The 24,447-nt window shown below is 66.4% G+C and carries 21 protein-coding genes; 13 read left to right on the top strand and 8 right to left on the bottom strand.

The window, feature by feature from the left end; translation table 11 throughout:
- Positions 1–50: 50 nt before the first annotated feature.
- Complete coding sequence (gene ruvA / locus ACT89O_RS03400) at positions 51–626, bottom strand: Holliday junction branch migration protein RuvA (RefSeq protein WP_121507662.1); 576 nt, start codon at positions 624–626, stop codon at positions 51–53.
- A gap of 47 nt (positions 627–673) precedes the next feature.
- Here ruvA and ACT89O_RS03395 point away from each other — a divergent pair, with 47 nt between their 5' ends.
- The 6 genes from ACT89O_RS03395 (at position 674) to ACT89O_RS03370 (ending at position 8,311) form a co-directional block, all read left to right on the top strand.
- Entirely contained in the window at positions 674–1,630 is a 957-nt protein-coding gene (locus ACT89O_RS03395) for a PhoH family protein (protein ID WP_055396485.1), read from the top strand.
- A gap of 63 nt (positions 1,631–1,693) precedes the next feature.
- On the top strand, positions 1,694–2,158 hold the full coding sequence (gene ybeY / locus ACT89O_RS03390; RefSeq protein WP_487261825.1) for an rRNA maturation RNase YbeY: 465 nt from the start codon (positions 1,694–1,696) through the stop codon (positions 2,156–2,158).
- Between the two features lie 132 nt (positions 2,159–2,290).
- Positions 2,291–4,120: a WD40 repeat domain-containing protein gene (locus ACT89O_RS03385; RefSeq protein WP_487261824.1), complete on the top strand. Its 1,830-nt coding sequence runs from the start codon at positions 2,291–2,293 to the stop codon at positions 4,118–4,120.
- Positions 4,121–4,193: 73 nt separating this feature from the next.
- Positions 4,194–6,026, top strand: coding sequence for an FG-GAP repeat protein (locus ACT89O_RS03380; protein WP_487261823.1), 1,833 nt, complete (start codon positions 4,194–4,196; stop codon positions 6,024–6,026).
- Between the two features lie 243 nt (positions 6,027–6,269).
- A complete protein-coding gene (locus tag ACT89O_RS03375; RefSeq protein ID WP_176888182.1) occupies positions 6,270–7,010 on the top strand; it encodes a sulfite exporter TauE/SafE family protein in 741 nt (246 codons plus the stop codon).
- Positions 7,011–7,093: 83 nt separating this feature from the next.
- On the top strand, positions 7,094–8,311 hold the full coding sequence (locus ACT89O_RS03370; RefSeq protein WP_487256842.1) for an MFS transporter: 1,218 nt from the start codon (positions 7,094–7,096) through the stop codon (positions 8,309–8,311).
- Between the two features lie 40 nt (positions 8,312–8,351).
- Here the strand turns inward: ACT89O_RS03370 and dtd are convergent, their stop codons facing one another.
- The gene (dtd, locus tag ACT89O_RS03365) at positions 8,352–8,804 is read right to left on the bottom strand and encodes a D-aminoacyl-tRNA deacylase (RefSeq protein WP_228897469.1); all 453 of its coding nucleotides are present in this window, start codon (positions 8,802–8,804) and stop codon (positions 8,352–8,354) included.
- A complete protein-coding gene (locus ACT89O_RS03360) occupies positions 8,801–9,751 on the bottom strand; it encodes a cation diffusion facilitator family transporter (RefSeq protein WP_487261822.1) in 951 nt (316 codons plus the stop codon). The genes dtd and ACT89O_RS03360 overlap by 4 nt, the downstream gene beginning before the upstream one ends.
- A gap of 146 nt (positions 9,752–9,897) precedes the next feature.
- Here ACT89O_RS03360 and ACT89O_RS03355 point away from each other — a divergent pair, with 146 nt between their 5' ends.
- The 4 genes from ACT89O_RS03355 (at position 9,898) to ACT89O_RS03340 (ending at position 13,552) form a co-directional block, all read left to right on the top strand.
- Complete coding sequence (locus tag ACT89O_RS03355) at positions 9,898–11,445, top strand: sensor histidine kinase (RefSeq protein ID WP_487261821.1); 1,548 nt, start codon at positions 9,898–9,900, stop codon at positions 11,443–11,445.
- Positions 11,435–12,067 carry a response regulator transcription factor gene (locus ACT89O_RS03350; protein ID WP_487261820.1) on the top strand — a complete coding sequence of 211 codons (633 nt, stop codon included), beginning with the start codon at positions 11,435–11,437 and terminating at the stop codon, positions 12,065–12,067. Before ACT89O_RS03355 ends, ACT89O_RS03350 begins: the two co-directional genes overlap by 11 nt.
- 139 nt (positions 12,068–12,206) lie before the next feature.
- A complete protein-coding gene (locus ACT89O_RS03345) occupies positions 12,207–12,701 on the top strand; it encodes a GlcG/HbpS family heme-binding protein (RefSeq protein ID WP_487261819.1) in 495 nt (164 codons plus the stop codon).
- 152 nt (positions 12,702–12,853) lie between these two features.
- A complete protein-coding gene (locus ACT89O_RS03340; protein WP_487261818.1) occupies positions 12,854–13,552 on the top strand; it encodes an ankyrin repeat domain-containing protein in 699 nt (232 codons plus the stop codon).
- Positions 13,553–13,606: 54 nt separating this feature from the next.
- On the opposite strand, the gene ACT89O_RS03335 is transcribed toward ACT89O_RS03340, so the two are convergent.
- The 5 genes from ACT89O_RS03335 to ACT89O_RS03315 form a co-directional block, all read right to left on the bottom strand.
- Positions 13,607–14,425: an amidohydrolase family protein gene (locus ACT89O_RS03335; RefSeq protein WP_487261817.1), complete on the bottom strand. Its 819-nt coding sequence runs from the start codon at positions 14,423–14,425 to the stop codon at positions 13,607–13,609.
- A 3-nt stretch (positions 14,426–14,428) separates the two neighbouring features.
- A complete protein-coding gene (locus ACT89O_RS03330) occupies positions 14,429–15,439 on the bottom strand; it encodes a tripartite tricarboxylate transporter substrate binding protein (RefSeq protein WP_487261816.1) in 1,011 nt (336 codons plus the stop codon).
- Between the two features lie 120 nt (positions 15,440–15,559).
- Positions 15,560–16,303, bottom strand: a complete 744-nt coding sequence (locus ACT89O_RS03325) for a GntR family transcriptional regulator (protein WP_487261815.1) — start codon at positions 16,301–16,303, stop codon at positions 15,560–15,562.
- 389 nt (positions 16,304–16,692) lie between these two features.
- Complete coding sequence (dbpA, locus tag ACT89O_RS03320) at positions 16,693–18,096, bottom strand: ATP-dependent RNA helicase DbpA (protein WP_487261814.1); 1,404 nt, start codon at positions 18,094–18,096, stop codon at positions 16,693–16,695.
- Positions 18,097–18,129: 33 nt separating this feature from the next.
- A complete protein-coding gene (locus tag ACT89O_RS03315; RefSeq protein ID WP_487261813.1) occupies positions 18,130–19,410 on the bottom strand; it encodes an MgtC/SapB family protein in 1,281 nt (426 codons plus the stop codon).
- A 164-nt stretch (positions 19,411–19,574) separates the two neighbouring features.
- On the opposite strand from ACT89O_RS03315, the gene ACT89O_RS03310 reads away from it, so the two are divergent.
- From ACT89O_RS03310 to ACT89O_RS03300, 3 genes are all read left to right on the top strand, one after another.
- Entirely contained in the window at positions 19,575–21,647 is a 2,073-nt protein-coding gene (locus ACT89O_RS03310; RefSeq protein WP_487261812.1) for a putative bifunctional diguanylate cyclase/phosphodiesterase, read from the top strand.
- Positions 21,648–21,715: 68 nt separating this feature from the next.
- Positions 21,716–23,197 (top strand): AMP nucleosidase, encoded by a 1,482-nt coding sequence (locus ACT89O_RS03305; RefSeq protein WP_176888171.1) that lies wholly within the window; start codon positions 21,716–21,718, stop codon positions 23,195–23,197.
- 24 nt (positions 23,198–23,221) lie between these two features.
- On the top strand, positions 23,222–24,358 hold the full coding sequence (locus ACT89O_RS03300) for a GGDEF domain-containing protein (RefSeq protein WP_487261811.1): 1,137 nt from the start codon (positions 23,222–23,224) through the stop codon (positions 24,356–24,358).
- Positions 24,359–24,447: the final 89 nt, after the last annotated feature.

Here is a 24,447-nt window from a genome sequence, read left to right as displayed (position 1 = left end):
AAACCGCCATTGAACACGAAAACAACTGCCGCAACAAACCCGCAAGTGCACTACCTGGCCAACGCCTTCAGTGCCAGCTTGATGCCATCGCTCACACCCACCTCTGGTGGCAGGGCCTTGAGGGCCGCCGCAGCCTCTTTGTCGTTGTAGCCCAAAGCCAACAGTGCCTGAAGAATGTCGGCCTGTGCGTCGCTGGCTGCGGGCCCGTGGGCAGCGCCCATGTCGGCCCCCAGCTTGCCCTTGAGCTCCAGCAGCAGCCGCTCGGCCGTCTTCTTGCCAATTCCCGGCACCTTGACCAGGCGGCCTGCCTCCTGCAGCGTGATGGCCTGGGCCAGATCCGCCACGCCCATGCCGCTCAGGATGGACAACGCGGTGCGCGGCCCCACGCCCGATATCTTGATCAGCTCACGGAACGCCTGGCGCTCGGGCGCCGTGGCAAAGCCATACAGCAGCTGCGCGTCTTCGCGCACAATGAACTGGGTCAGCAGGCTCACCTTTTCGCCCACAGCGGGCAGGTTGTAGAACGTGCTCATGGGCACATTCACCTCATAGCCCACGCCATGGCAGTCCAACAGCACCTCGGGGGGATTCTTCTCCAGCAGGGTGCCGGTCAATTTGCCTATCATTGATGTCCTTTGCCGCGCACTGCGGCGATCCAACGGGAATTATCCGCGTGATCCTGCGCCACACCTTCACCCCCCACAACAACACCCGACTCACGCACCTGTGTGGCCCGGCCGACGCGCACCTGCGCACCATCGAAGTGGCCCTCTCGGTGAGCATTGCGCACCGGCATGAGCAGTTCAAGGTGGACGGCCCCAAAGCGAAGGCCACGCAGGCGATGGAGCTTTTGCAGGCGCTGTATGAGATGGCCGAACGCCCGATCACCGAGGACCACCTGCAGCTCATGCTGGCCGGAGACTCCGCCCTGGTGGAGGCGCCCGAAGGCGCCATTGTGCTCAACACCCGCCGGGCCGACCTGCGCGGCCGCACGCCTACACAAAACCTGTACCTCGAAAACATCGCCAGCCACGACATCACCTTTGGCATCGGCCCTGCAGGCACCGGCAAGACCTATCTCGCCGTGGCCTGCGCCGTGGATGCGCTGGAGCGCAGCGCCGTGCAGCGCATTGTGCTGACCCGCCCGGCCGTCGAGGCGGGCGAGCGCCTGGGTTTTCTGCCCGGAGATCTGGCGCAAAAGGTGGACCCCTACCTGCGCCCGCTGTACGACGCGCTGTACGAACTGATGGGCTACGACAAGGTGATGAAGGCCTTCGAGCGCAATGCGTTGGAAATCGCGCCGCTGGCCTTCATGCGCGGGCGCACGCTGAACAACGCCTTCGTGATCCTGGACGAAGCGCAGAACACCACGCCCGAACAGATGAAGATGTTCCTCACCCGCATCGGCTTTGGCGCCAAGGCCGTGGTCACGGGCGACGTGAGCCAGATCGACCTGCCCAAGGGGGCCATGAGCGGCCTGATTGATGCAGAGCGGGTGCTCAAGCGGGTGAAGGGCATCTCCGTGACCCGCTTCACCACGGCTGACGTGGTGCGCCACCCGCTGGTCGCGCGCATTGTGGATGCCTACGACGCGCCGCGCCGCGCCCCGGCTTCTCGCAGCCGGGACTAGCACTATCATTTTGATAGCTTTCAGCGCTTATCCATCAAGCGCTGACGGCCAAAAACAGTAAAAATGCCCTTAAACCAACTCTCTCTGTCGCTGCAGTTCGGCAAGTTTGAAGGCGCGACCGCGCACCGCGCCGTGCTGCCACGCCACAAGGTCACCCGCTGGATTCGCCACGCGCTGGCCACCGATGCCGAGATCACCGTACGCATCGTAGGGGCCGAAGAAGGCCAGCAGCTCAACCGCGAGTACCGCAAGAAGGACTACGCCACCAACGTGCTCACCTTCGACTACACCCAGGAGCCCTTGGTAACGGCCGACCTGGTGCTGTGCGCCCCCGTGATCGAGCGCGAGGCCAAAGAGCAGAACAAAAGCCTGGAAGAACACTACGCCCACATGCTGGTGCATGGCACGCTGCATGCCCAGGGCTGGGACCACGAGACCAGTGAAGAAGATGCACAGGCCATGGAGTCCTACGAAACGGACATCCTGCGCGAACTGGGGTTTGCAGACCCGTACGCCACTGGTCCATAGCTCCCCTGTTGCGGGGGGCACTCAGCCCCAGTCTTTGGAACACAGACCAAAACGTCCCGGAAACAAAAGGTATCAGTTCTTCTCTTCCTTTACCAGGTGGTATAAAAGTTTCCAACTTTCAGGGAGTTGGAAATGATGCATTTACCAGATGTGAAGGCACGGCGCATGCTGCTGCGCGCCTTTCAGTTCAGTGCAACGGGTGTTTTTGCTGCTTTGGCGATCAGCGCCTGTGGTGGAGGCAGTGGCGATGCGTCCCTGGACAAAACAACTGCCCCCTCCGGCTTCTCGGTCAGCTACGACACCAAGGGCTACCTGTTCCACTGGAGCGCTACGGCAGGCGCCACACATTACGAACTGGTGGAGGACCCAGACGGCCTCGGCCCCTTGCCCGAAGCCCAGGTGGGTGGAGCCATCGCCCCCAACAGTTACGCGCACAGCCTGGCCACACAACTGTTGTACGAGCGTGTGAACGCCAGCTACCGATTGCGCGCCTGCGATGCCAGCGGCTGCGGCGCTTTCACCAGCGCCGTGGTGCCCGACTTGACCCGTGCCATCGGGTACTTCCGGGCCAGCGCACCTGCACCCCGCTGGTCCGGACGCTTCGGAACCCATGACTTCGGCAGGGGTGTGGCGTTATCGGCCGATGGCTCTACCCTGGCAATCGGTGCACCCGGGGACAGCAGCGCGTCGCACGGCATCAATGGCGATCCATCTCCATCCGAAGCAACCGACTATAGCGGCGCAGTCTACGTGTATGCCAGAGTCAACGGCCGGTGGGATCAGCAAGCCTATGTCAAGGCCAGCAACCAAGGCGGCAGTTTTGGTGCCACCGTGGCCCTTTCGGCGGACGGCAACACACTGGTCGCTGGCGCGCCCGCCGAATCGAGCAATGCGTCGGGGGTCAATGGCAATCAGGCCGACACATCCGTATTTGGGGCGGGGGCCGCCTATGTGTTCACGCGCACAACGGGAACCTGGGCGCAACAGGCCTATATCAAACCCGTGCTGGAGGTGTTGCAACCCAGCACCTTTTTTGGGTCAGCCTTGGCCCTCTCGGCAGACGGCAAGACATTGGCCGTGGGATCGCCCGGCGAATACAACGGTTTCAATACACCCAGTCAGGTCAACTTTGGGGGTGCGGTCCATGTGTACGCGCGCAACAACGACACATGGACCGTCCATAGCCGGGTCACTTCCAGCGAAGCCGAAGATAGTGACCGCTTTGGCACCCAATTGGCCATCTCGGGAGATGGGCAGACGCTGGCCGTCGGCGCCCCCCACAGAAAAGGCTTTCTGGCTCCAGATGCCCTCCACCCGAGTGGGCGGTATGTGAGCAGCGTGGGGGCGGCCTATGTCCTGACCCGCAATGGTGCAACCTGGACTCAGCAAACAGCGTTGAAACCCCCGGTCATCGAATCCACCGCTTTCGGCACCGCGCTCGCACTGTCCACCGACGGAAACACGCTGGCGGTGGGCGCTCCTGGATATACCGATGCCGTCACGCCGCGCCCAGTTTCCCCTCCGGACACGGCTGCGCCGGGGACCGTGTACACATTCCACCGGCAGGTCGGCCAATGGAGCCAGCAGGCACTCCTAAAACCCGCCATCTCCGAAAAATTGGAGGGATTTGGCCGAACGCTCGCAATGTCGGCGGACGGCCGCACAGTGGCCGTGGGGGCACCTGCGGAAATGAGCAAGGCCGTCGGCATCAATGGCGACCCAACGGACAACTCCGCAAGGCTCGCGGGCGCTGCCTACCTCTTCACGCAAAACGGCAACGCCTGGAGCCAGCGGGCCTACCTCAAGGCCAGTAACACGGCCAGCCACATTGATTTCAGCCAGGCCATAGCACTATCGGCAGATGGAAATACGCTTGCAATAGCCTCTCGATCAGAGGCCACCAGCGCAACAGACCCCAACACCGTTCAGCCTGGAACCGGCGGCTCGGTGTACCTGTATTGACGGCCTCTAGCGCGATGTACCCATAGGCACCCACTGACCCGGCGCGCAGAAACGAACCTTCACCAGGAAACACATGGTATTGATCCCCCGGCGCCTGAGCGCCTTGTTGCTCGCTGCGCCCCTGGCTCTGGCTTTGACGGCCTGCGGTGGCTCCGGCAGCGCCCAGCCCTCTGATCCTGCGCCCTCAGGCCCCGTGTCCCCCACGGGCTTCACCGTGGGCTATGACGTCAAGGCCTACAACTTCAGCTGGAACGCCAGCACCAACGCCACACGGTATGAACTGTTCGAGGACCCCGATGGCGCAACGGGCTCCCAACCAGAGGTGCAGATCGGGGGCACGCTTGCAAACACCGCTTACGCACACAGCCTGACATCCCAGTTGTTGCACGAGCGGGTAAATGCCAGCTACCGCGTGCGCGCCTGCGATGCCAGCGGCTGCGGCGCCTTTACCGCCGCGCTGGTGCCCGACCTCACGAAAGCCATTGGCCAGATCCAGCCCAACCACACGGGCCTATCGGCACGATGGGGCAACAGCGTGGCCCTCTCTGCAGACGGCAGCACCCTGGCGGTAGGGGCGACGGGCGACGACAGCGGCGCGACCGGCATCAATGGGGATCCGGGGAACGCCGCAGCGCCCGGCTCCGGCGCCGTGGTGGTGTTCGTGCGCAGCGGCGGCGGCTGGACCCAGCAGTCCTACATCAAGGCCAGCAATACCGCGTCCGAAACGTCGTTTGGCTTCAGTGTGGCACTGTCGGCCGACGGCAATACGTTGGCCGTGGGCTCCATTGGGGAACGTGGCGGTGCCACGGGCATCAACGGCGACCAGACGGACACCTCCAAGTCGGGCAGCCCCGGAGCGGCGTATGTCTTCACCCGCAGCAACAGCCAATGGACTCAGCAAGCCTATGTAAAACCGAGCAACACCGGCGTGGCCCAATCTTTCGGCTGGAGTGTTGCGCTGGCGACAGATGGCAACACGCTGGCCGTAAGCGCGGTGGGTGAATCCAGCAACGCCACTGGCATCCACGGCGACCAGACGAATTCCATGATGCCAAGCGCTGGGGCCGTTTACGTATTCAGCCGTTTTGCGAACACCTGGAACCAGCAGGCCTATGTGAAAGCAAGCAACACCGAGCAGACGCCCGAATACGTGACAGCCCCCGGGTTCATCAACGTCATCGCCAACGCCCAGCAATTTGGCACCAGCCTGGCCCTGTCAGCCGATGGGAACACGTTGGCGGTTGGTGCGCTGGGCGAACGCAGTGCGGCAACGGGCATCAACGGCAACCAAGCAGACAGGTCCGCGAACAAAGCGGGGGCCGTATACCTGTTCACGCGAAGCAGCAGCGTCTGGAGCCAGCAGGCTTACATCAAGGCCAGCAACACCGATGCCAACGACTTTTTCGGTTATCGCCTCGCCCTTTCAGGCGACGGGGCAACACTGGCTGTGGGCGCGCAGGGCGAAGCCAGCAAGGCCACGGGCATCCAGGGGGTGCAGAGTGACAACTCTGCACAAGGAGCCGGGGCCGCCTACGTCTACACGCGCGGCAGCGTCGGCTGGAACCAGCAGGCCTATATCAAGGCCAGCAATACCGACACAGGGGACGTGTTCGGCAATGCCCTGGCGCTATCGTTTGACGGCAACACACTGGCTGTGGGCGCCCCCCAAGAGGCAAGCAGCGCCACCGGCATGAATGGCAACCAAGCCGACAACACCGTCTGGCAGGCTGGCGCCGCGTATATCTACCGCCGCGACGGCAGCACCTGGAACCAGCGCGCCTATGTAAAGCCAATGAGCACCAAGATGTCGCTGGCCTTCGGCCGGACCCTGGCCTTGTCGGCCGATGGACACACGCTGGCCGTCGGGGCGGACAACCAGTTCGACGGTGCGCTGTATCTTTACTGACCGCCCTCGAAAAGAAAAGCACCGCCACCATGCTTTCGATCCTCCGGTGCCTGGGCCTCCGGTCCCTCGGCACCCTCAGGCATCGCCGTGGACTATGACGTAAAGGACTACAACTCCACCCGGAACGTCAACGCCACCCCGTACGAGCTGTCATGTGGACGTTGGCCCTCGGACGTACGCAGACAAAACTGTTGCACCCGCGCCAGCGCTAATGACCGCTGCGCCGCCTTCTAATATCGGTGCATGTTTAACACCGCCCTGCTGCTCACCGCCGCCTTCGTTGCCGGCGCCCTCAACGCCGTCGCCGGAGGCGGCAGTTTTCTGACCCTGCCCGCCCTCGTCTTCACTGGCGTGCCGCCTGTGGTGGCCAATGCCACGGGCACGGTAGCCCTGCTGCCGGGGTACATGGCCGGCGCATGGGGTTTCCGCGAAGACACGGCCCCGCCGCCGGGGCTGTCGATGCGCCTGTTGGTGGTGCTCTCGCTCATCGGGGGCGCAGCCGGGGCCGCGCTGCTGCTGGTCACACCCGACGCCACCTTCCGCCGCGTGGTTCCCTGGCTGCTGCTGGCGGCCACGGCGCTGTTCGCATTCGGGCCGCAGCTGCGCCGGATGTTGGCGGGCGGAAAGCCGTCCACCGCCAAGGCCACGGTGGGCGTGCTGGCGGTGGCTGCCTATGGCGGCTATTTCAACGGCGGGCTGGGCATCCTTCTGCTGGCGCTGTTCGGCCTGCTAGGGCAGACGAACCTGAACGCTATGAACGGCCTCAAGAACTGGGTGTCGGCCCTGCTTACCGCCATTGCCGTGCTCATCTATGCGGCAGGTGGCGTGGTGCTGTGGCAGCAGGCGCTGATGATGATGGTGGCCGCCACCGCAGGCGGGTATGGTGGTGCACGCGTAGCTCGCAAGCTGCCTGCTAACGTGCTGCGCTGGGGCATTGTGGCTACCGGGCTGGTAATGGCCGCTCTGTTCTTCTGGCGGCAGTGAGCGGCAGCCCCCTGCCGTCCTCGTCGGCATCTCCATCCTTTCCTGCGGACAGCGGCCGGCCATCACCGCGTGCGCTGTGGGCCATGCTGCTTGCGCTGCTCAGCGGGTTTGCACTGAGCCAGGCCTTTCGCACCACCACGGCCATGGTGGCCCAAGGACTGACGGCGGACTTCGGGCTCTCGCCAGGGTCGCTGGGCGCGTTTGCGGGGCTGTTTGGCCTTTCCTTCGGCGTGGCCCAGTTGCTGATGGGCGTGGGGCTGGACCTGTACGGCCTGCGGCGCACGGTACTCACGGCGTTTCCGCTGGCGGTTGCGGGGTCGGCGCTCTCGGCCACCGCGCCGACCTACCCCTGGCTGATGGCAGGGCAACTGCTGATCGGCGTGGGCTGCTCGCCCGCGTTTCTGGCCTGCACGCTGTTCATTGCACGGCATTTTCCAGCGGACCGGTTTGCCTACCTGTCGGGCGTGGCGATGGGTGTGGGTGGCCTGGGCCTGCTGTTCACCGGCACGCCGCTGGCCTGGCTGGTGCAACACGGCGGTGGCTGGCGCACGGGTTATGCCGTGTTGGCGGTGCTCAGCGCGCTGTCGTGGCTGCTGATCTGGCTGCGCGTGCACGAGCCCACTCCGCTGGTGCCGCCCCCGGCGCAGCGCGAAACCTGGGGCCAGGCGCTGCTGGGCTTTGGCCAGCTGCTCACCGTGCCGCACACCTGGGGCATTCTGCTGCTGGGCATGTCGGGCTACGCCGCATTTTTGTCGCTGCGCGGCCTGTGGCTGGCACCGCTGCTGATGGACCGCTACCACCTCTCGCTGGTGGACAGTGGCAACGTTGCGCTGGGGCTCTCGCTGATTGCCCTCTTCGCGCCGGGTCTGGGCGGTCGGCTGGACCCGGGCATCGCCCGCCGCAGGCGCTGGATCGGCAATGCATCGCTGCTCATGGCGAGCCTGTTCATGGTGCTGGCGTTCCTGCACGGGAGCGCTGCGGCCAGCGTGGTGCTGATTTTGCTGATGGGCCTGCTGTCGGGCTATGGCGTGCTGCAGTACGCCGATGTGCGGGCCTCCTATCCGCCTACGCTCACAGGCCGGGCACTGTCGGCCTACACCATGGCGATGTTCCTGGGTGTGGCGCTGATGCAGTGGTTCACTGGCATCGTCGCCACCTGGGCGCAGCGCCAGGGGTGGGATGCCTACACGGCCGTCATGCTGGCCATTGCCACCTGGCTGGCACTGGCGTCGGCAGGGTTCCGGGTGCTGCCGGTGTCGCCCTTGGTTTCTCTCGAAAATAAGAGGAAAACAAGGCCATAGCGCTTATCCATCAAGCGCTGAATGCTATCTTTTTTGACCACTAAGCCGCTGTAGGAGGTATCCGCAGCGGGATGGTCACCGGGCCGTCATTGATGAGGTGCACCTGCATATCGGCGGCAAACTGGCCCGTGGCCACCTCGGGGTGCACCTTGCGCGCCTGGGCAACCACATAGTCGTACAGCCGCCGCCCCTCATCGGGTGCAGCCGCTTGCGTGAAGCTGGGGCGGTTGCCGCCGGTGGTGTCTGCCGCCAGCGTGAACTGGCTGACCAGCAGCAGGCCGCCACCGGTGTCCTGCACGCTCTGGTTCATCTTGCCTGCGGCGTCCGAAAAAATGCGCAGCTTGAGGATCTTGGCCAGCAGCTTGTCGGCCTCCATCTCCGTGTCACCGCGTTCGGCACACACCAGCACCAGCAGGCCTGCGCCGATGGCGCCCACGGTCTGCCCGTTCACATCTACGCGCGCTTCGCGCACACGTTGCAATACGCTGATCACTTCACGGCATCCTTCAAATCGTCACGGGGATCATCAAAATGCGCTTCCACATCGGTGGGCAGCAGCTCGATGGTGGCGCGCAGGCCGGGTACGGCGGTCATCAGCGCGCGCTCGACCTGGCCGCGCAGTTCGGCGGCGTGCCGCAGGGTCCAGTCGGCGGGCATGTGCAGGTGCATGTCCACAAACTGGCGCTGGCCCGCACGGCGGGTGGAGACATGGTCAAACCGCACGGCACCGGGCGCCTGCGATAGCACAAACTGCTGCAACGTGACGTCGATGGTGGCCTGCACCTCGGGCTCTACCGCTGAATCCATGAGGCCCTGGGAGGATCGCCACACCAGCTCCACGCCCTCTTTCAGAATATTCAGCGCCACGGCAATCGCCGCCAGCGCATCCAGCCACAGCCAGCCCGTGAGGGCCGCGCCCGCAATGCCCACCAGCACACCGGCCGAGGTCCACACGTCGGTGACGAGATGGCGCGCATCGGCCTCCAGCGCGATGGAGCGGTACTCGCGGGCCGAGCGGAACATGAGCCACGCGAGAAAGCCATTGAGCGCCGAACTGAGCACCGACAGGCCCAGGCCCCAGCCCAACTGTTCGATGGGCTGCGGGTCCATCAGCCGGTGCCCGGCCGCCCACAGGATGCCCCCCGACACCCCCACGATGAGGATGCCTTCGAACCCTGACGAAAAATACTCAGCCTTGTGGTGGCCGTAGGGGTGGTCGTCATCCGCAGGCCGCGCCGCCACGGTCACCATGGCCAGCGCAAACATGGCGCTGGCCAGGTTGACAAACGACTCCATCGCATCCGACAGCAGGCCCACCGAGCCAGTGACCACCCAGGCCAGCGTCTTGAGCGCGATGGTGATCCCCGCCACCGCAATAGACGCCCACAGCAGGTTGCGGGGTGTGAGCCATTGGTGAGGCTTTGGAGCAGGGATGGACATGGGTGGAGGTATTGGAGGAGCAGCGCTGAAGAACCGAGCCGGAATTACACCAGAGCGGCCTTAAGACCCGCTTTACGCCGATTGCTCAGACAGCGCTACCTTCGGCGAAGCGCGTCCCGCGCAAGCCCCCATGCCAGAATCCGCGCATGACCCCGGCATGGCGCCGCCGCCTTCCCTCGTACCGCACCCTGCATCTCCCCAGCCTGCTGCTCTGGGCCGTGGTCGCATGCGCGGGCGCCAGCTGGCTGGCCGTCGCGCGTTTGCAGCAGCTGCACGCAGCGTTCGAGACCGACGCGCGCATCGTGCACCGGCTACTGAGCCAGCGTGTGGTGCAGCACGATGCCATCATGGCCACGCTGGCGTTGCTGCAGCCCACCGCCGCAGCGAGCAACAGCACCGACGCCGCATCCCCCCTGCCCCGCCTGCCTTCGGTCTACCCGCAAATTCTGGCGGTGCTGCAGCGCACAGCGCAGAGTGATTGGCCCCCCGCACTGCAGGCAGAACTGGCGGCCGCTGAAGCCTCCTCACGCCGCACCGGCCATGCGGCCATGGCAGGACTGAACCTGCCCGCAGGCCGCTATCACCTCGTGCTGGCAGGCACGCCCGCCAGCTACGCACTGCACATCGACCTGCGCAGCACCATTCCCATGGACGAGTGGCCCATGGACAGGTCCACCAGCCCCGTGCGTGTGACGCTGGAGCGCGATGGCGAGGCTTTCGTCGTACAGCCGGGCCGATCCGAGGTGGGCGCCTGGAGCCGCACCTACGAGTTTCACAAGCTGTTGGCGGCACAAAGCCAGCCGCTGGACGTGGTGGCCCGCCGCAGCGTGGGCCTGCACGAGCTGCCGTGGTGGGGCATGCTGGGCTGGTGCGTGCTGACCGCTGCGCTCTGGGCTGCAGGCCACGCACTGTGGCGCCAGCGCGTGGCCCGCCAGCGGGCCGAAGAACTGCTGCGCCTGGGCCAGGTGGCACGCCTGAACACACTGGGCGAGCTGGCCGCCGGCATGGCGCACGAGTTGAACCAGCCGCTGACGGCCCTGCTGTCGAGCACCCAGGCCGCCCAGCGCCTGCTGGCCGATGAACCGCCCGACCTCGACACCGCCCAGACGGCCATGGCCCGTGCGGTGGAGCAGGCACGCCGCGCCTCCACCGTGGTGGGTCGCCTGCGCCGCCTGGTGGAGCGCCCCGACCTGGCAGGCCAGGCCCAGCCGCTGGCGCTGCCCACGGCCGTGCACGACGCGCTGCACCTACTGGAGCCCGAGCTGGCCCAGCGGGGTGTGGTGCCCAGCGTGACCACCGCCCCCGACCTGCCCACCGTGCTGGCCGAGCCTGTGGCCCTGCAGCAGATCATCCACAACCTGCTGATGAATGCATTGCAGGCGCTGGAACATGTGCCAGCCACCGAACGCCAGCTGCACATTGCCCTGGCGCGCACCGATACCGGGCACGTGGCCCTGTCGGTGCGCGACCACGGCCCTGGCATACCACCCGAGGCACGCCAGCGCCTGTTCGAGCCGTTCTACACCACACGCACGGGCGGGCTGGGACTGGGCCTGACACTGTGCGACAGCCTGGCGCAGGCCATGGGCGCGCAGCTGGCCCTGGCGCCTGAGGCCACTGCGCCAGCCCAAGACCCACGGGGCGCTGAGTTTGTGCTGACCCTGCCCACCGCACCACCCGCCCATGACCGATAACGCGCAATCCCTCTCGCCCCTGATCCAACTGGTGGACGACGATGCCGCCGTGCGCGACAGCCTCTCCCTGCTCATCAGCACCGTGGGCCTGCGCGTACAGGCCTGGGCCGACCCACAGTCCTTCATGGCAGGGTTTGACCGCGCCAGTATCGGCGCCATCGTGCTCGATGTGCGCATGCCCGGCATCAGCGGCCTCACGGTGCTGGAGCAACTGCTGGCGCAGGGCGTGGACCAGCCCATGATCCTGCTGACCGGCCACGGCACGGTGGAGATGTGCCGCCGCGCGTTCAAGGCCGGGGCGGCGGAGTTTCTCGAAAAGCCCGTGGACGACGAAGTGCTGATCGAAGCCCTGCAGAACGCCGTGCGCCAGCATGTGCGATCCCGCGAGCGCCACCAGGCCGACCAGCAGGCGCGCGAGCGCTTCGCGCAACTGTCGGCCCGCGAGCGTGAGGTGCTGGGCTTGATCGTCGAGGGGCTGACCAACAAGGAAATCGGCCGCGCGCTGGAGCTGTCGCCCCGCACGGTGGAAACGCACCGCGCCAACCTGTTTGGCAAGCTGGGGGCAGAGTCGCTGGCGCAACTGATACGGCGGTATGCGGCGCTGGTGGATGCAGCATCCTGAGCAGCTTTGCCAAGGCCTTCCGTAGTTTTACGGAGGCCCGCGCGTAGCCGCCCGAATGGCTGAAAACCGCAGCGTTTTCTACAGTTCTCCCACGGCGCCACAACGGGTGGCACCGACGTCAAAAACACCGGAGAACACCATGCAAAACCGCCTCGCCACCATCGCCGCCCTCACCCTGTCCCTGATCGCCACAGCGGCCAGCGCCGAAGGCGTACGCACCGAAAAGAACATCTCGCTGGACCTGGCCACGCAGATCGCCGCGCAAACCGTCGCCACCTGCAGCGCCAACGGCTACAACGTGACCGCCACCGTGGTGGACCGCGCAGGCACCGTGCGCGCCGTGCACCGCGCCGACAACGCAGGCCCCCACACGCTGGAAGCCAGCCGCCTGAAGGCCTACACCTCGGCATCGGCCAAGAACACCACGCTGGCCATGATGGAAGGCGCGCAGAAAAACCCCGCTGCTGCCAACCTGGTGAACATCCCCGGCTACCTGCTGCTGGGCGGCGGCGTGCCGGTGAAGGTGGGTAACGAAGTCATCGGCGCCGTGGGCGTGGGCGGCGCACCCGGTGGCCACCTGGACGAGCAATGCGCCGTGGCCGGCATCGCCAAGGTGCAGGATCAGATCAAGTAACCCCCTGCGGCGCTACGCGCCGTCCCCCAAGGGGGACGCCACCAGCGCGGCGGGGCGGCCCTTGCGCGGTGGCCGCTGGCATTGGCCGCGCGCATAGCCAACGCAGCAAGTTCTGCATAGCGACGGATTGGATACCCCGAGAGGAAAACACCATGGTTCGTTTTTTTGCCTTGCCTTTAGGGCTCACATGTGCCCTGCTGCTGACACACCCACGCCCGGCACCAGCCCAGGTGCCTCCCACAGCCGCCGAAACAGCGGCCTACCAAGGCCTGCATGCCGCGGCGGCGCGCGGCGACATGCCTGCGCTCACCAAGCTGATCGCGGCACGGGCCGATCTGAACGCACGCGACGCTTACGGCCGCACACCGCTGCATGTGGCCACATACGCCCGGCAGGCCGAAGCGATCCGCGCCCTTGCCAAAGCGGGCGCTGGTCTGGATCTGCTGGAAAACGACCGTTACGACGCCGTGACCATTGCCGCCGTGGCCGACGACGAGGCCACGCTGCGCGTGCTGCTGCAACTGGGCGCCAGCGCCAAACAGGTGACCAGCCGCTACGACGGCACGGCGCTCATCGCCGCTGCCCACCTGGGGCACGACGGCGTGGTGCGCCAGCTGATCGCCGCTGGCGCGCCGCTGGACCATGTGAACAACCTGCACTGGACGGCGCTCATCGAGTCCATCGTGCTGGGCAACGGCGGCCCGCGCCACCAAGCCACCCTGCAAGCCCTGTTGCGGGCGGGTGCGAGCCAAACGCTGACCGACCGGCAGGGCAACACGCCGCTCCAACTTGCACGGCAGCGCGGCTTCAGCGAAATGGTGCGGATGCTGGAAACGGCAGGCGCCAGGTAAAGAGACGGCGGGTGCGGGAAGCACCCATGCCAATGCCCCCATACGCACTTCGCTTCAGCGGTACAGCTCGGCGCCCGCCATGCGCACCTTGTCGGCGCGCGCCGCGCCCAGGGCATTCACCACCGGCTCCCACACACCCGCGTAGGCGGGCATGGCGTCCGGAGCAAACGCCGTATGGGGCCAGTCCGAACCCCACACCAGCCGCTCACCCATCAGACCGGCCACGCGGCGGATCGCGCCGTGCAGTTCGGCGTAGGGGGCCCCGGCCTGAAGGCGGTACCAGCCCGACAGCTTGACCCATGCCCCCAGGTCGGCCAGCCTTGCCAGCGCCTGCCAGGCCGCATCGTCCTGCGCCAAGGCGGCGTGCATCCCCGCCAGATGGTCCAGCACACAGGGCAGCCCCGTTTGCGCATGCAGCTGGGCAATCTGCGCGAGTTGTGCGGGTGCTGCATACCACTGCACATGCCAGCCCAGCGCCTTCAGGCGGGGCGCCAGCGCCTGCATGGCCTGCGCCCCGTTGCCCACGGGAGACACCAGATTGAAACGCACGCCGCGCACGCCCAGTGCGTGCATGGTCTGCAGCACGTCATCCGCAATGTCGGTATCCACCACCACCACGGCGCGGTGCCGGCCCGGTTCGCGCGCCAGGGCATCGAGCACCAGCTGGTTGTCGGTGCCATACACACTGGGCTGCACCAACACGAGGTGGCCCACGCCCAGATTCGCGGCTTCTGCCTCAATGCGTTCGAGGGGCTGGTGCGCAGGCTGGTAGTGCCCAGCCTGGACCGGGGCGGCGGCATCAAACACATGGATGTGCGTATCCCATCCCTCCAGGGCATCCCGCAACGGTGTGGATGTGGCCAGCGGACTCACGGGTCAGCCCACCACGATCTTGCGCTCACGGATGACCTTGCCCCACTGCGCTTGCTGGGCCTGGATGAACTTGCCCGCACTGGCCTGGGTGGCGTCGGGAAAGGCATCGCCGCCCAGCGCGCGGATGCGGCCCAGCACCTCAGGGTCTGCCAGCGCCTTGCGGATGGCGTTGACCAGCTGCGTGCGCACCTCGGGTGCAATGCCCGCCGGAGCCAGCACGGGGTTCCACTCCAGCACTTCGTAGTCGGCCACGCCGGCCTGCGCCATGGTGGGCACATCGGGCAGCGAACGGGCGCGTACGGCGCTGGTCACGGCCAGCGGTCGCAGCTTGCCCGCCTGGATGTGGCCCAGGGATGAGGCCACATTGGCAAAGAACAGCGGCACCTGCCCGCCCATCACGTCGTTCATGGCAGGGCCGCCCCCACGGTAGGGGATGTGGGACAGCCGCACCCCCGCGCGCTCTTCAAACAACGCCCCGGCCAGATGCTGGGCCGAACCATTGCCGGACGACGCATAGGCCACGTCCTCGGGCTTGGCCTTGGCCCGCGCGATGACTTCCTTGACGGATTTGACGCCAAAGCCCGGGTGGCACACCAGCACGTTCGGAAAGGTCGCCAACACGGCCAGTGGCACAAAGGCGGTGTTGCTTTCGTAGGGCAGCTTGGGGTAGAGCGATGGATTGACAGCGAACGACGATGCATCGAGCAGCAGTGTGGTGCCATCCGGCGTGGCACGGGCCACCGCCGATGCGGCCAGCTGGCCGCTGGCGCCGGGCTTGTTGTCCACCACAACGCCTTGCCCCAGCGCCTCGGCCATGCGGGGCGCGATGATGCGGGCCATCAGGTCGGCACCGCCGCCTGCCGGGTAAGAGACAACCAGGGTCACGGTGCGTCCGCCGCCCACGCCCGCGGCGCGGGTGTGCACCCAGGGGGCGGCCAAGGTGGCGCCCACGGCAGCCAGGGCCGCGCGGCGCGACAAACCAGGGGGGTTCAGAGGATCGGACAGATAGTGCATACAGGTCTCCTTGGTTGAGTTTTCAGGCGTTCAGGGGGACACGCAGGAAGCTGGCGCCCCAAGTCCAGCAGGGGGTGTGGAACTGGCTTGCCAGGCCACGGACACCCCCGCGGTTGTCGTTCATGTAATGGTCACGGTGTAGTGAAAGGCATGGGCATCGCCGCGCGTGGTGCGCCATTCGACGCAGCGCCCGCCCAGGTCGTAGGCGGCCCGTTGCACCACCACGCCCGGATGGCCTGCGGCCAGCCCCAGGGGGATGGCCTGAGCGGCCGTCAGCACGGCAAAACCAATGTCGTCCACGGCACGGTGCACATGCACGCCGCAGCGCCGCGCGAACATGGGGTACAGCAGGTCGTCCCATCCGGCGGTGCTGCCTTCGGCCAGGGGAGCAAACACATCCAGCGGCAACCACAGCTCTTCCAGCAGACAGGGCTGGTCGGCCAGCAGGCGCAAACGCTGCAGCCGCAGCACCATCTCGCCCGTGGCCAAGCCCAGCCTGCGGGCCACGGCGGCCGGGGCCGCCACGCGCTGGCGTGACAGGATGCGCGAGCGTGGCATTTCGCCACTGCCACTGTCAAACCTAAAAAAGCGCAGCATCGACGCACCGGCAATCCCCTGGCGCACAAAGGTGCCCCGGCCGTGTATGCGTTCCACCAGGCCTTGCGCCACCAGGAGTTCCAGCGCTCGGCGCATGGTGCCCAGCGCCACCTGGTGCTCGGTGGCCAGCAGGCTTTCTGCCGGCAGGGCCGAGCCGGGTGGCCACTCCCCTGCCACCACGCGGGCACGCAGGGCGGCGGCCAGGGCGGCGTAGCGGCTCAGGCCCGGGGCACTGTCAAAGGCAACAACTTTGTGGGATGTGGTCATGCCAAGAACTATAGTCCTCTATAGGTCTTGATGCAATGCGTAGATGCCACAGGTGACGTGAAAAAACAGCTGCGGAAATGATCCGCCGCCGGGCAGAACCTGGTCACTATCAAACAGATAGCAACAAATGACACCCATCAAGCACTGGCGGCATTTTTCACCCAAACTTTCACCTGCCACCAGCGCAGCCAGCCTCCGCGCAGCGGCGCTGGCCCCACGTGAGCGCCTCAGAGGCTGAGAGTTTTTTAGCCGCGCCCGAAAAGCGCGCGAAAACGCCTCGGATCTATGCGCAAAGCACAGCCATAGCTCGGGCTATGGCGAGCATTTGCAACGACGAGCCGGGGCGTTTTCGCGTGCAAGGCGGGCATGGATAAAAGACTCTCAGCCTCTCAGTCCGTGACGAGCCGCGCCTTCACGGTCTTGCCCTTCACGCGGCCCTGGCTCAGGCGCTGCGCGGCCTGCGCGCCAATGGCGCGGTCCACCGCCACGTAGGTCGAGAAGTCGTTCACATTGATCTTGCCGATCTGCTCGCGGGTGTAGCCCATCTCGCCCGTGAGCGCGCCCAGTACGTCGCCCGCACGGATCTTTTCCTTGCGGCCACCGATGATCTGGATGGTGACCATGGGCGGCACCAGCGGGCCGCTGCCCGTGGGCGTGAGGTCCGCCACAGGGAACCAGCGCGACTCGCGGCCCTGCAGTTGCTCGATCTTGCCCACGGAGCCCATCTCGTCCAGGCTGGCCAGGTTCAGCGCCAGGCCGTCGGCATCGCCCCGGCCGGTGCGGCCAATGCGGTGGATGTGCACCTCGGGGTCGGGCGTCACATCCACGTTGATCACGGCGGCCAAGTTGGCAATGTCGAGGCCCCGCGCGGCCACGTCGGTGGCCACCAGCACCGAGCAACTGCGGTTGGCAAACTGCACCAGCACCTGATCACGCTCACGTTGTTCCAGCTCGCCAAACAGCGCCAGCGCGCTGAAGCCCTGGGCCTGCAGCACCCCCACCAGGTCGCGGCACTGCTGCTTGGTGTTGCAGAACGCGATGGACGATTCTGGGCGGAAGTGGTTGAGCAGCTGCGACACCGTGTGCAGGCGCTCGCTGTTTTTCACCTCGTACCAGCGCTGCTCGATCTTGCCTTCGGCATGCTGGGCCTGCACCGTGATCTGCTCGGGCGACTTCATGAACTGGGCGCTGAGCTTGGCGATACCTTCGGGGTACGTGGCCGAAAACAGCAGCGTCTGGCGCTCCTTGGGGCACTGCTTGGCCACCACGACGATGTCGTCGAAGAAGCCCATGTCGAGCATGCGGTCGGCCTCATCGAGCACCAGGGTGTTGAGCGCTTCCAGCGACAGGTGCTGGCGCTCCAGGTGGTCCATCACGCGGCCGGGCGTGCCCACCACGATGTGCGCGCCATGCTCCAGGCTCAGTGTCTGGGCGCGCAGCGGCACGCCGCCACACAGGGTCACGACCTTGATGTTTTCTTCGGCCCGCGCCAGGCGGCGGATCTCGGTGGTCACCTGGTCGGCCAGCTCGCGCGTGGGGCACAGCACCAGCGCCTGCACCGCAAAACGGCGGGGGTTGAGGTTGGCCAGCAGGGCCAGGGCAAACGCGGCGGTCTTGCCGCTGCCGGTGCTGGCCTGGGCGATCAGGTCCTTACCCAGCAGCGCGGGTGGCAGGCTGGCCGCCTGGATGGGGGTCATGGTGGTATAGCCCAGCTGCTGCAGGTTGGCCAGCGTGGCGGGGCTCAGGGCCAGCGTGCTGAAATCAGTGCGGGCTTGGTTTTCTTTGGAGGTCATGGGCCGATTATCCGGCCCCGCCTTCACCAGCCGCTATGCCTGCAGGGCCAACACCCCCACAAAAGCCAGGGTGTGCGCCAGCACGCCCGGTGCCACAGCCAGCGCGTAGCGCCAGCCACCACTGGCCAGGGCCACCGCGCACTTGCTGCCTGCATGCACCAGCAGCGCGGCCATCAGGGCCTGCGCGATGGCGGGTGCGGCCGCGCTGTGCGGGCCGCCGCGCACCAGCACGGCCGCCGTGGCGGCATGCACGTCGGCCAGGGCCGCCAGCAGCGCGCCCGCCAGCATGCCCGCGTCGCCTTGCCACGCCGTGAGCCCCTGCACACCGGCCTGAATGCCAGTGAGCAGAGCAGCAATCAGCAAGGCATCGCGCAGCTTGAACATAGGGGTGTCAGGGGGAACAGCAACCGCCACCTCCGCACCGGCGTCCGTAGCCTTCGCAGACAGGTGCGCCGCGCCGCGCCCGCCCCACCATCCCACGCCGGCCGCCACACACCCGCCCGCCAGCGCGGGCAGCCACAGCCGCGCCAGCCACTGCGGCTGCACGGTGGCGGCCACCACCACGATCTGGGCCATGGTGGCCACACACGACAGCACCGCTGCGCCTGCGTTGGTGCGCGCCGTGGCCCGGCCCGCTCGCACCTCCATACCCAGGCTGCCGATGGTGGCGGTGCTCGATACAAACCCGGAGGCCAGCGCCGACAGCGCCACGGCATGGCGCGCCTGCATCAGTCGCTTGGCCAGGTGCGCCAGCGACTGGATCACCAGCAGCACGATGACCAGGCGCACCACCACCTGCGGGTTCAGCACGTCTTGCCACAGGGGGGTGTTGGGGGCCAGCGGATACACCAGCAAAGCCAAGGCGGCCAGAATGAGCCCGCTGCGCACCTCGCCGGGTTGCAGCCACTGGTTGGAAAACTGGTGCAACACGTCCCGCAACGCCAGCAGCCCCGTCACCACCACCGCCAGGGCGGCGGCCAGCAACTGGTCGCGCGCGCAGGTCACCCCGATCAGATAGGCCAGAAACAGGGCGATCTCGGTGGTGACGCCAGGGTCGCCAGAGCGGTCGCGCGCATAGGCCACCACCGTGAGGGCCGCTACCAACAGGGCTCCCACCACCACAAGCACAGGAACCGCCGTGAGCGCAGCTGCTGCGCCCCCCAGGGAAGCCAGGGTGAACGACCGCACCCCGGCCAGCGCCCGGTCGGGCCCCGCCCCTTTGCGACGCTCGCGCTCAATACCCATCAGCAAACCGCACCCCGCCGCGCTCGCCAGCACGGCCAGCGCTGAGGAAAAACCTCCGAACTCCTGCATGGAACTCCCGCACCTTTCCTGTCTTTTGTTCTTCTGGCAATGCCCCATGGTGACAGAAAGACCCACCGCAACCCACCCACCCGCGCAGCAAACTTGCATGGGGAGTTGCCCCAAGCCTTGCTGTCAGGTCTATCGGCTATAACAAAACCCATCAGCGCCTGCCCATGCAAGACCTCACCAACGCAGCTCCCACCCCTGGCCCCCGTGGCTCCAGCGATGCTTTGTTGCGGCTGATTGCAGACTCCGTGCCCGCGCTGATGGCCTACTACAACCTGCCCGGCCTGTGCTGCCAGTTCGCCAACCAGGGCTATGCCGCCTACAACGGCCACACGACCGAGTCCATCCTGGGCCTTACGGTGCAGGAGGCCATTGGCGACAAGGCCTGGCTGGCCATCCAGCCGCATGTGGAACGGTCCGCATGCGGCGAACATGTGAAGTACACACGTGAGCAGACCCTGCCCAATGGCGAGGCCCGCATGATCGAGGTCAACCTGATCCCGCACTTTGACGCCAGCTCGCAGCAGCTGGGCTCGTTCGTTCTGATCACCGACATCACCGAGCGCTGGCGCGCGGAGCGCCAGGTGCGCCAGAGCGAAGAGCGCATGCGCAAGTTCACCGAGGCCACGGACGAGGCCATCGTGTTCCACCGCGACGGCATCATCACCGACGGCAATGAGGCACTCACCCGCCTGACGGGCTATGCGCTGCAGGAGGTGGTGGGGTTTTCCATCTTCCACTTCATCAGTCCGGAATGGAGGGCCGTGGCGCTGGACTACACGCGCACCGGGCGCGAAGACCCCTACGAAGTGACCATCCGCCACAAGGACGGTCATGTCATTCCCGTGGAGGTGGTGGGAAAGACCATGCCACTGCACCACGCCGACTACCGCATCGTGGTGGTGCGTGACATCACGGCCCGCAAGCAGGCCCAGGAACGCGAGGCCTTCATTGCGCTGCACGACACGCTTACGCAGTTGCCCAACCGCCACTTCCTGATGGAGCAGCTGTCGCAGGTGCTGTCGCTGGCCCGCAGGCGCCACGGCCGTGCGGCCGTGCTTTTTGTGAACCTTGACCATTTCAAGACGGTGAACGACTCGCTGGGCCACCATGCAGGCGACCAGCTGCTGTGCAACGTGGCCGAACGCCTGCGCCAGGGCGTGCGCGACGCTGACGTGGTGGCGCGGCTGGGAGGCGATGAGTTTGTGGTGGTGCTGACCGATGTGCAGGGCCCCGACGATGCCGCCCGGGTGGCCGACAAGCTGCTTGCGTCCATGCACGGCGTGTTCACCCTGGGCCAGGTGCCGCTGACGGTGTCCCCCTCCATCGGTATCAGCCTGTTCCCCGAACACGCCACCACCGGCGATGCACTGCTGCGCTGCGCCGATGCAGCCATGCACCACGCCAAGGAAAGCGGCCGCGGCAACCGCCAGTTCTACACCCCGAGCATGGAAGCCAGCGCCATCGACGTGCTGCAGCACGAGCGCCTTCTGCGCGAGGCCATTGTGGACAACGCCTTTGTGCTGCACTACCAGCCCCAGATCAGCCTGGAAGACGGCTCCCTGCAGGGGCTGGAGGCTCTGGTACGCTGGCGCCACCCGCAGCGCGGCCTGGTGGGGCCGGACGAGTTCATCACCTTTTCGGAATCGCGCGGCCTCATCACCCCCATCGGCCGCTGGGTGATGCGCGAGGCCTGCCGCCAGCTCAAGGAATGGCAGGACGAGGGCCTGGCCCTGGTGCCCGTGGCGGTGAACCTGTCGGCCCTCGAATTTCGCCAGCGCGATGTCGCTGGCGAAATCGCTGCGGCGCTGCGCGATACCGGCCTGGCGCCGCAGTACCTGGGGATCGAGCTGACCGAATCCGTGCTCATGCACCAGACCGGCCAGGTGCTGGACACCCTCAATGCCCTCAAAGCGCTGGGCGTGGGCATCTCGATCGACGACTTTGGCACGGGGTATTCGTCGCTGGCCTACCTCAAGCGCTACCCCATCGACAGCCTCAAGATCGACCGGTCTTTTGTGGTGGACACGCCCGGCAACCCCGACGACGTGGCCATCGTCACGGCCGTCATTCAGATGGCCCGCAGCCTCCAGCTCAAAACCGTGGCCGAAGGGGTGGAAACCCCGGCGCAGGTGCAATTGCTCAAGGGCCTGGGGTGTGACCTGATCCAGGGGCATGTGGTGTCGGTGCCGCTGGATGCCGTGGCGCTCCAGCGCTGGATGCGCGATTTGCCGGTTTAAGAACCTGTTTCCGATCCCTTCCCGGTGCCGTCACACAGACACGTTCCCGGCTTGTGGACAATAGGGGCATGCCCCTCATCCCCGACTTCATCGCCCCCACCCGCCACACCGACCCGGCCGACGCACTGGCCCAGGTGCAGCGCATTTACCAGCAACAGATTGGCCACCTGCGCGACGCCATGCAGCGTTTTGTGGCGGGCGAAACGCCCGAAGGCGCCGTGCGCGCGTTCTACCCCTTTGTACGGGTGCACACCACCACCGTGGCGCGGGCCGACACCAAGCTGGCCTATGGTTTTGTGGAAGGCCCAGGGCGCTACGAAACCACCCTCACCCGGCCCGACCTGTTCGCTCACTACTACGCCGAGCAGTTTCGCCTGCTGCGCGCCAGCCACAACGTGGAGCTGGAAGTGGGCACCAGCGCCCACCCCATTCCGATCCATTTTTCGTTTGCCGAGCATGACCACATCGAGGGCACGCTGACGCCCGAGCGCCGCATGCTGATGCGCGACGTGTTCGACCTGCCCGACCTGGCTGCCATGGACGACGGCATCGCCAACGGCACCTGGCAGGCCCGCCCAGGCGAGGCGCAGCCGCTGTCGCTGTTCACCGCGCCGCGCGTGGACTACTCGCTGCACCGCCTGCGCCACTACACGGGCACGGCGCCCGAGTGGTTCCAGAACTTCGTGCTGTTCACGAATTACCAGTTCTACATCGACGAATTTGTGCGCCTGGGCCACGCCGAGATGGCCAAGCCCGACAGTGAATACATCGCCTTCATCGAGCCGGGCAACGTGGTCACCCGCCGCGTGGGATTGAGTGCCCAGCCCGGCGACGAACTGGGCGTAGCCCCGCCGCGCTTGCCGCAAATGCCCGGCTACCACCTCGTGCGCGCAGACAGCAGCGGCATCACCATGGTCAACATCGGTGTAGGCCCCGCCAACGCCAAGACCATCACCGACCACATCGCTGTGCTGCGCCCCCATGCCTGGATGATGCTGGGCCACTGTGCGGGCCTGCGCAACAGCCAGCAACTGGGCGACTATGTGCTGGCCCACGCCTACGTGCGCGAGGACCATGTGCTGGACGAAGACCTGCCGCTGTGGGTGCCCATCCCGGCGCTGGCCGAAATCCAGCTGGCGCTGCAGCAGGCGGTGGCCGATGTCACACAGATCAGCGGCGCAGACCTCAAGCGCGTGATGCGCACCGGCACCGTGGCCAGCACCGACAACCGCAACTGGGAGCTGCTGCCCGACAACACGCCGCAGCGCCGCTTCAGCCAGAGCCGCGCCGTGGCGCTGGACATGGAAAGCGCCACCATCGCCGCCAACGGCTTCCGCTTCCGCGTGCCCTATGGCACCTTGCTGTGTGTAAGCGACAAACCCCTGCATGGCGAGATCAAGCTGCCCGGCATGGCCAACCACTTCTACCGCGAGCGGGTGGACCAGCACCTGCGCATCGGAATGCGCGCCATCGAGATCCTGCGCAACGGCGGCGTGGACCGCCTGCACAGCCGCAAGCTGCGCAGCTTTGCCGAGGTCGCATTTCAGTAAACGACAGGCCCGAGGCCGCTGCGCATGCCACTGGATTTCCTCACCCTCATGACGGTCATGGCGGCCAACCTGTTCATGATCTCGGCCGCGCTGCCGCTGATCATGGGCCGGGACGTGAGCCGCGCGGCCCGCAACATGCAGGCCAGCATGCTGCTGCAGGCGGTGGCCTGGTCGACCATCATCGCCTCGGCCACCCTGTGGGACCAGGCCCTCTCCACCCTGTCGATTGCCTGCAACGCGGCCGCGCAGTGGATGCTGTACCGGGCGCTGGAGGAGTGGCTGGGCCCCCGCCCCTTGCGCCGCGTGCTGCTGGTGTTGGTGATTGCCGCCCCGCTGGGCTACACCCTGGGTTTTGGGCACTACGCCTGGCGCGTGGGCTGGGCCAACTTTTTGATGGCCACTATTTTGTGCATCGTTGCGCGCGCCACCCTGGCGCCCGTGGTGGAGGCCAACCTGCGCTGGCGCAGCCTGCTGATGGGCTGCCTGCTGACGTCGGCCGCTTTCACGCTGGCGCGGGGCATGCTGGGAGCCTTCACCGACCAGTACCCGAGCTTTCGCACGCCCCATCCCGTCAACCTGGCAGCTGCTGTGGCCACCAATGTGAGCCTGGTGCTGGGCACCGTCGCCCTGCTGGTGGCGTGGCGGTCGGAGGCAGAACACAAGCTGCGCACGCTGGCGATGACCGATGGCCTCACCGGCGTACTCAACCGGCGAGGCTTCACCACCCAAGGCAGCAGCCTGCTGGCACACGCCGCACGCCACCAGTTGCCCATGACGGCAATGATGCTGGACCTGGACCACTTCAAGCAGGTCAACGACACCCATGGCCACGAGGCCGGGGACCGCGCCCTGCAACTGTTTGCCCGACTGCTGGGCGACACCTGCCGCAGCGGCGATCTGGTCGGGCGCCTGGGTGGCGAGGAGTTTGGTGTGCTGCTGTTGCACAACAGCGAGCCCGCCGGACTGGCCCTGGACCGGCGACTGCGCAGGCGCCTGCACGCAGCCAGTGTGGCCGAGCTGGGCTTTGCGCTGGACTACAGCGCCGGGATGGCCGTGCTGCAGCCGGGCGAAGCTGGCTTGGCCGAACTGATGGCCCGTGCCGACGGTGCCCTCTATGCAGCCAAGACGGCGGGCCGGGGGCGGCTGGTCGCGGCGGACTGAGGCAAGCAGTCCTGTTTTGATAGCATCAGGCGCAATACCCACTAGCGCCTGCGGCAGATTCTCGCAAAAATCCGCCCCCAAGCACCACG

This window comes from Acidovorax sp. NN32 (genome assembly GCF_057597245.1).
This window is presented reverse-complemented; position numbering and strand designations above follow the sequence as displayed.

What these genes read in the sequence shown, in the direction of transcription:
- ruvA (WP_121507662.1), bottom strand. Translation starts at nt 626, where the DNA reads ATGATAGGCAAATTGACCGGCACCCTGCTGGAGAAGAATCCCCCCGAG.
- ybeY (WP_487261825.1), top strand. Translation starts at nt 1,694, where the DNA reads ATGCCCTTAAACCAACTCTCTCTGTCGCTGCAGTTCGGCAAGTTTGAA.
- ACT89O_RS03385 (WP_487261824.1), top strand. Translation starts at nt 2,291, where the DNA reads ATGATGCATTTACCAGATGTGAAGGCACGGCGCATGCTGCTGCGCGCC.
- ACT89O_RS03380 (WP_487261823.1), top strand. Translation starts at nt 4,194, where the DNA reads ATGGTATTGATCCCCCGGCGCCTGAGCGCCTTGTTGCTCGCTGCGCCC.
- ACT89O_RS03375 (WP_176888182.1), top strand. Translation starts at nt 6,270, where the DNA reads ATGTTTAACACCGCCCTGCTGCTCACCGCCGCCTTCGTTGCCGGCGCC.
- ACT89O_RS03370 (WP_487256842.1), top strand. Translation starts at nt 7,094, where the DNA reads ATGCTGCTTGCGCTGCTCAGCGGGTTTGCACTGAGCCAGGCCTTTCGC.
- ACT89O_RS03360 (WP_487261822.1), bottom strand. Translation starts at nt 9,751, where the DNA reads ATGTCCATCCCTGCTCCAAAGCCTCACCAATGGCTCACACCCCGCAAC.
- ACT89O_RS03355 (WP_487261821.1), top strand. Translation starts at nt 9,898, where the DNA reads ATGACCCCGGCATGGCGCCGCCGCCTTCCCTCGTACCGCACCCTGCAT.
- ACT89O_RS03350 (WP_487261820.1), top strand. Translation starts at nt 11,435, where the DNA reads ATGACCGATAACGCGCAATCCCTCTCGCCCCTGATCCAACTGGTGGAC.
- ACT89O_RS03345 (WP_487261819.1), top strand. Translation starts at nt 12,207, where the DNA reads ATGCAAAACCGCCTCGCCACCATCGCCGCCCTCACCCTGTCCCTGATC.
- ACT89O_RS03340 (WP_487261818.1), top strand. Translation starts at nt 12,854, where the DNA reads ATGGTTCGTTTTTTTGCCTTGCCTTTAGGGCTCACATGTGCCCTGCTG.
- ACT89O_RS03330 (WP_487261816.1), bottom strand. Translation starts at nt 15,439, where the DNA reads ATGCACTATCTGTCCGATCCTCTGAACCCCCCTGGTTTGTCGCGCCGC.
- ACT89O_RS03325 (WP_487261815.1), bottom strand. Translation starts at nt 16,303, where the DNA reads ATGACCACATCCCACAAAGTTGTTGCCTTTGACAGTGCCCCGGGCCTG.
- dbpA (WP_487261814.1), bottom strand. Translation starts at nt 18,096, where the DNA reads ATGACCTCCAAAGAAAACCAAGCCCGCACTGATTTCAGCACGCTGGCC.
- ACT89O_RS03315 (WP_487261813.1), bottom strand. Translation starts at nt 19,410, where the DNA reads ATGCAGGAGTTCGGAGGTTTTTCCTCAGCGCTGGCCGTGCTGGCGAGC.
- ACT89O_RS03310 (WP_487261812.1), top strand. Translation starts at nt 19,575, where the DNA reads ATGCAAGACCTCACCAACGCAGCTCCCACCCCTGGCCCCCGTGGCTCC.
- ACT89O_RS03305 (WP_176888171.1), top strand. Translation starts at nt 21,716, where the DNA reads ATGCCCCTCATCCCCGACTTCATCGCCCCCACCCGCCACACCGACCCG.
- ACT89O_RS03300 (WP_487261811.1), top strand. Translation starts at nt 23,222, where the DNA reads ATGCCACTGGATTTCCTCACCCTCATGACGGTCATGGCGGCCAACCTG.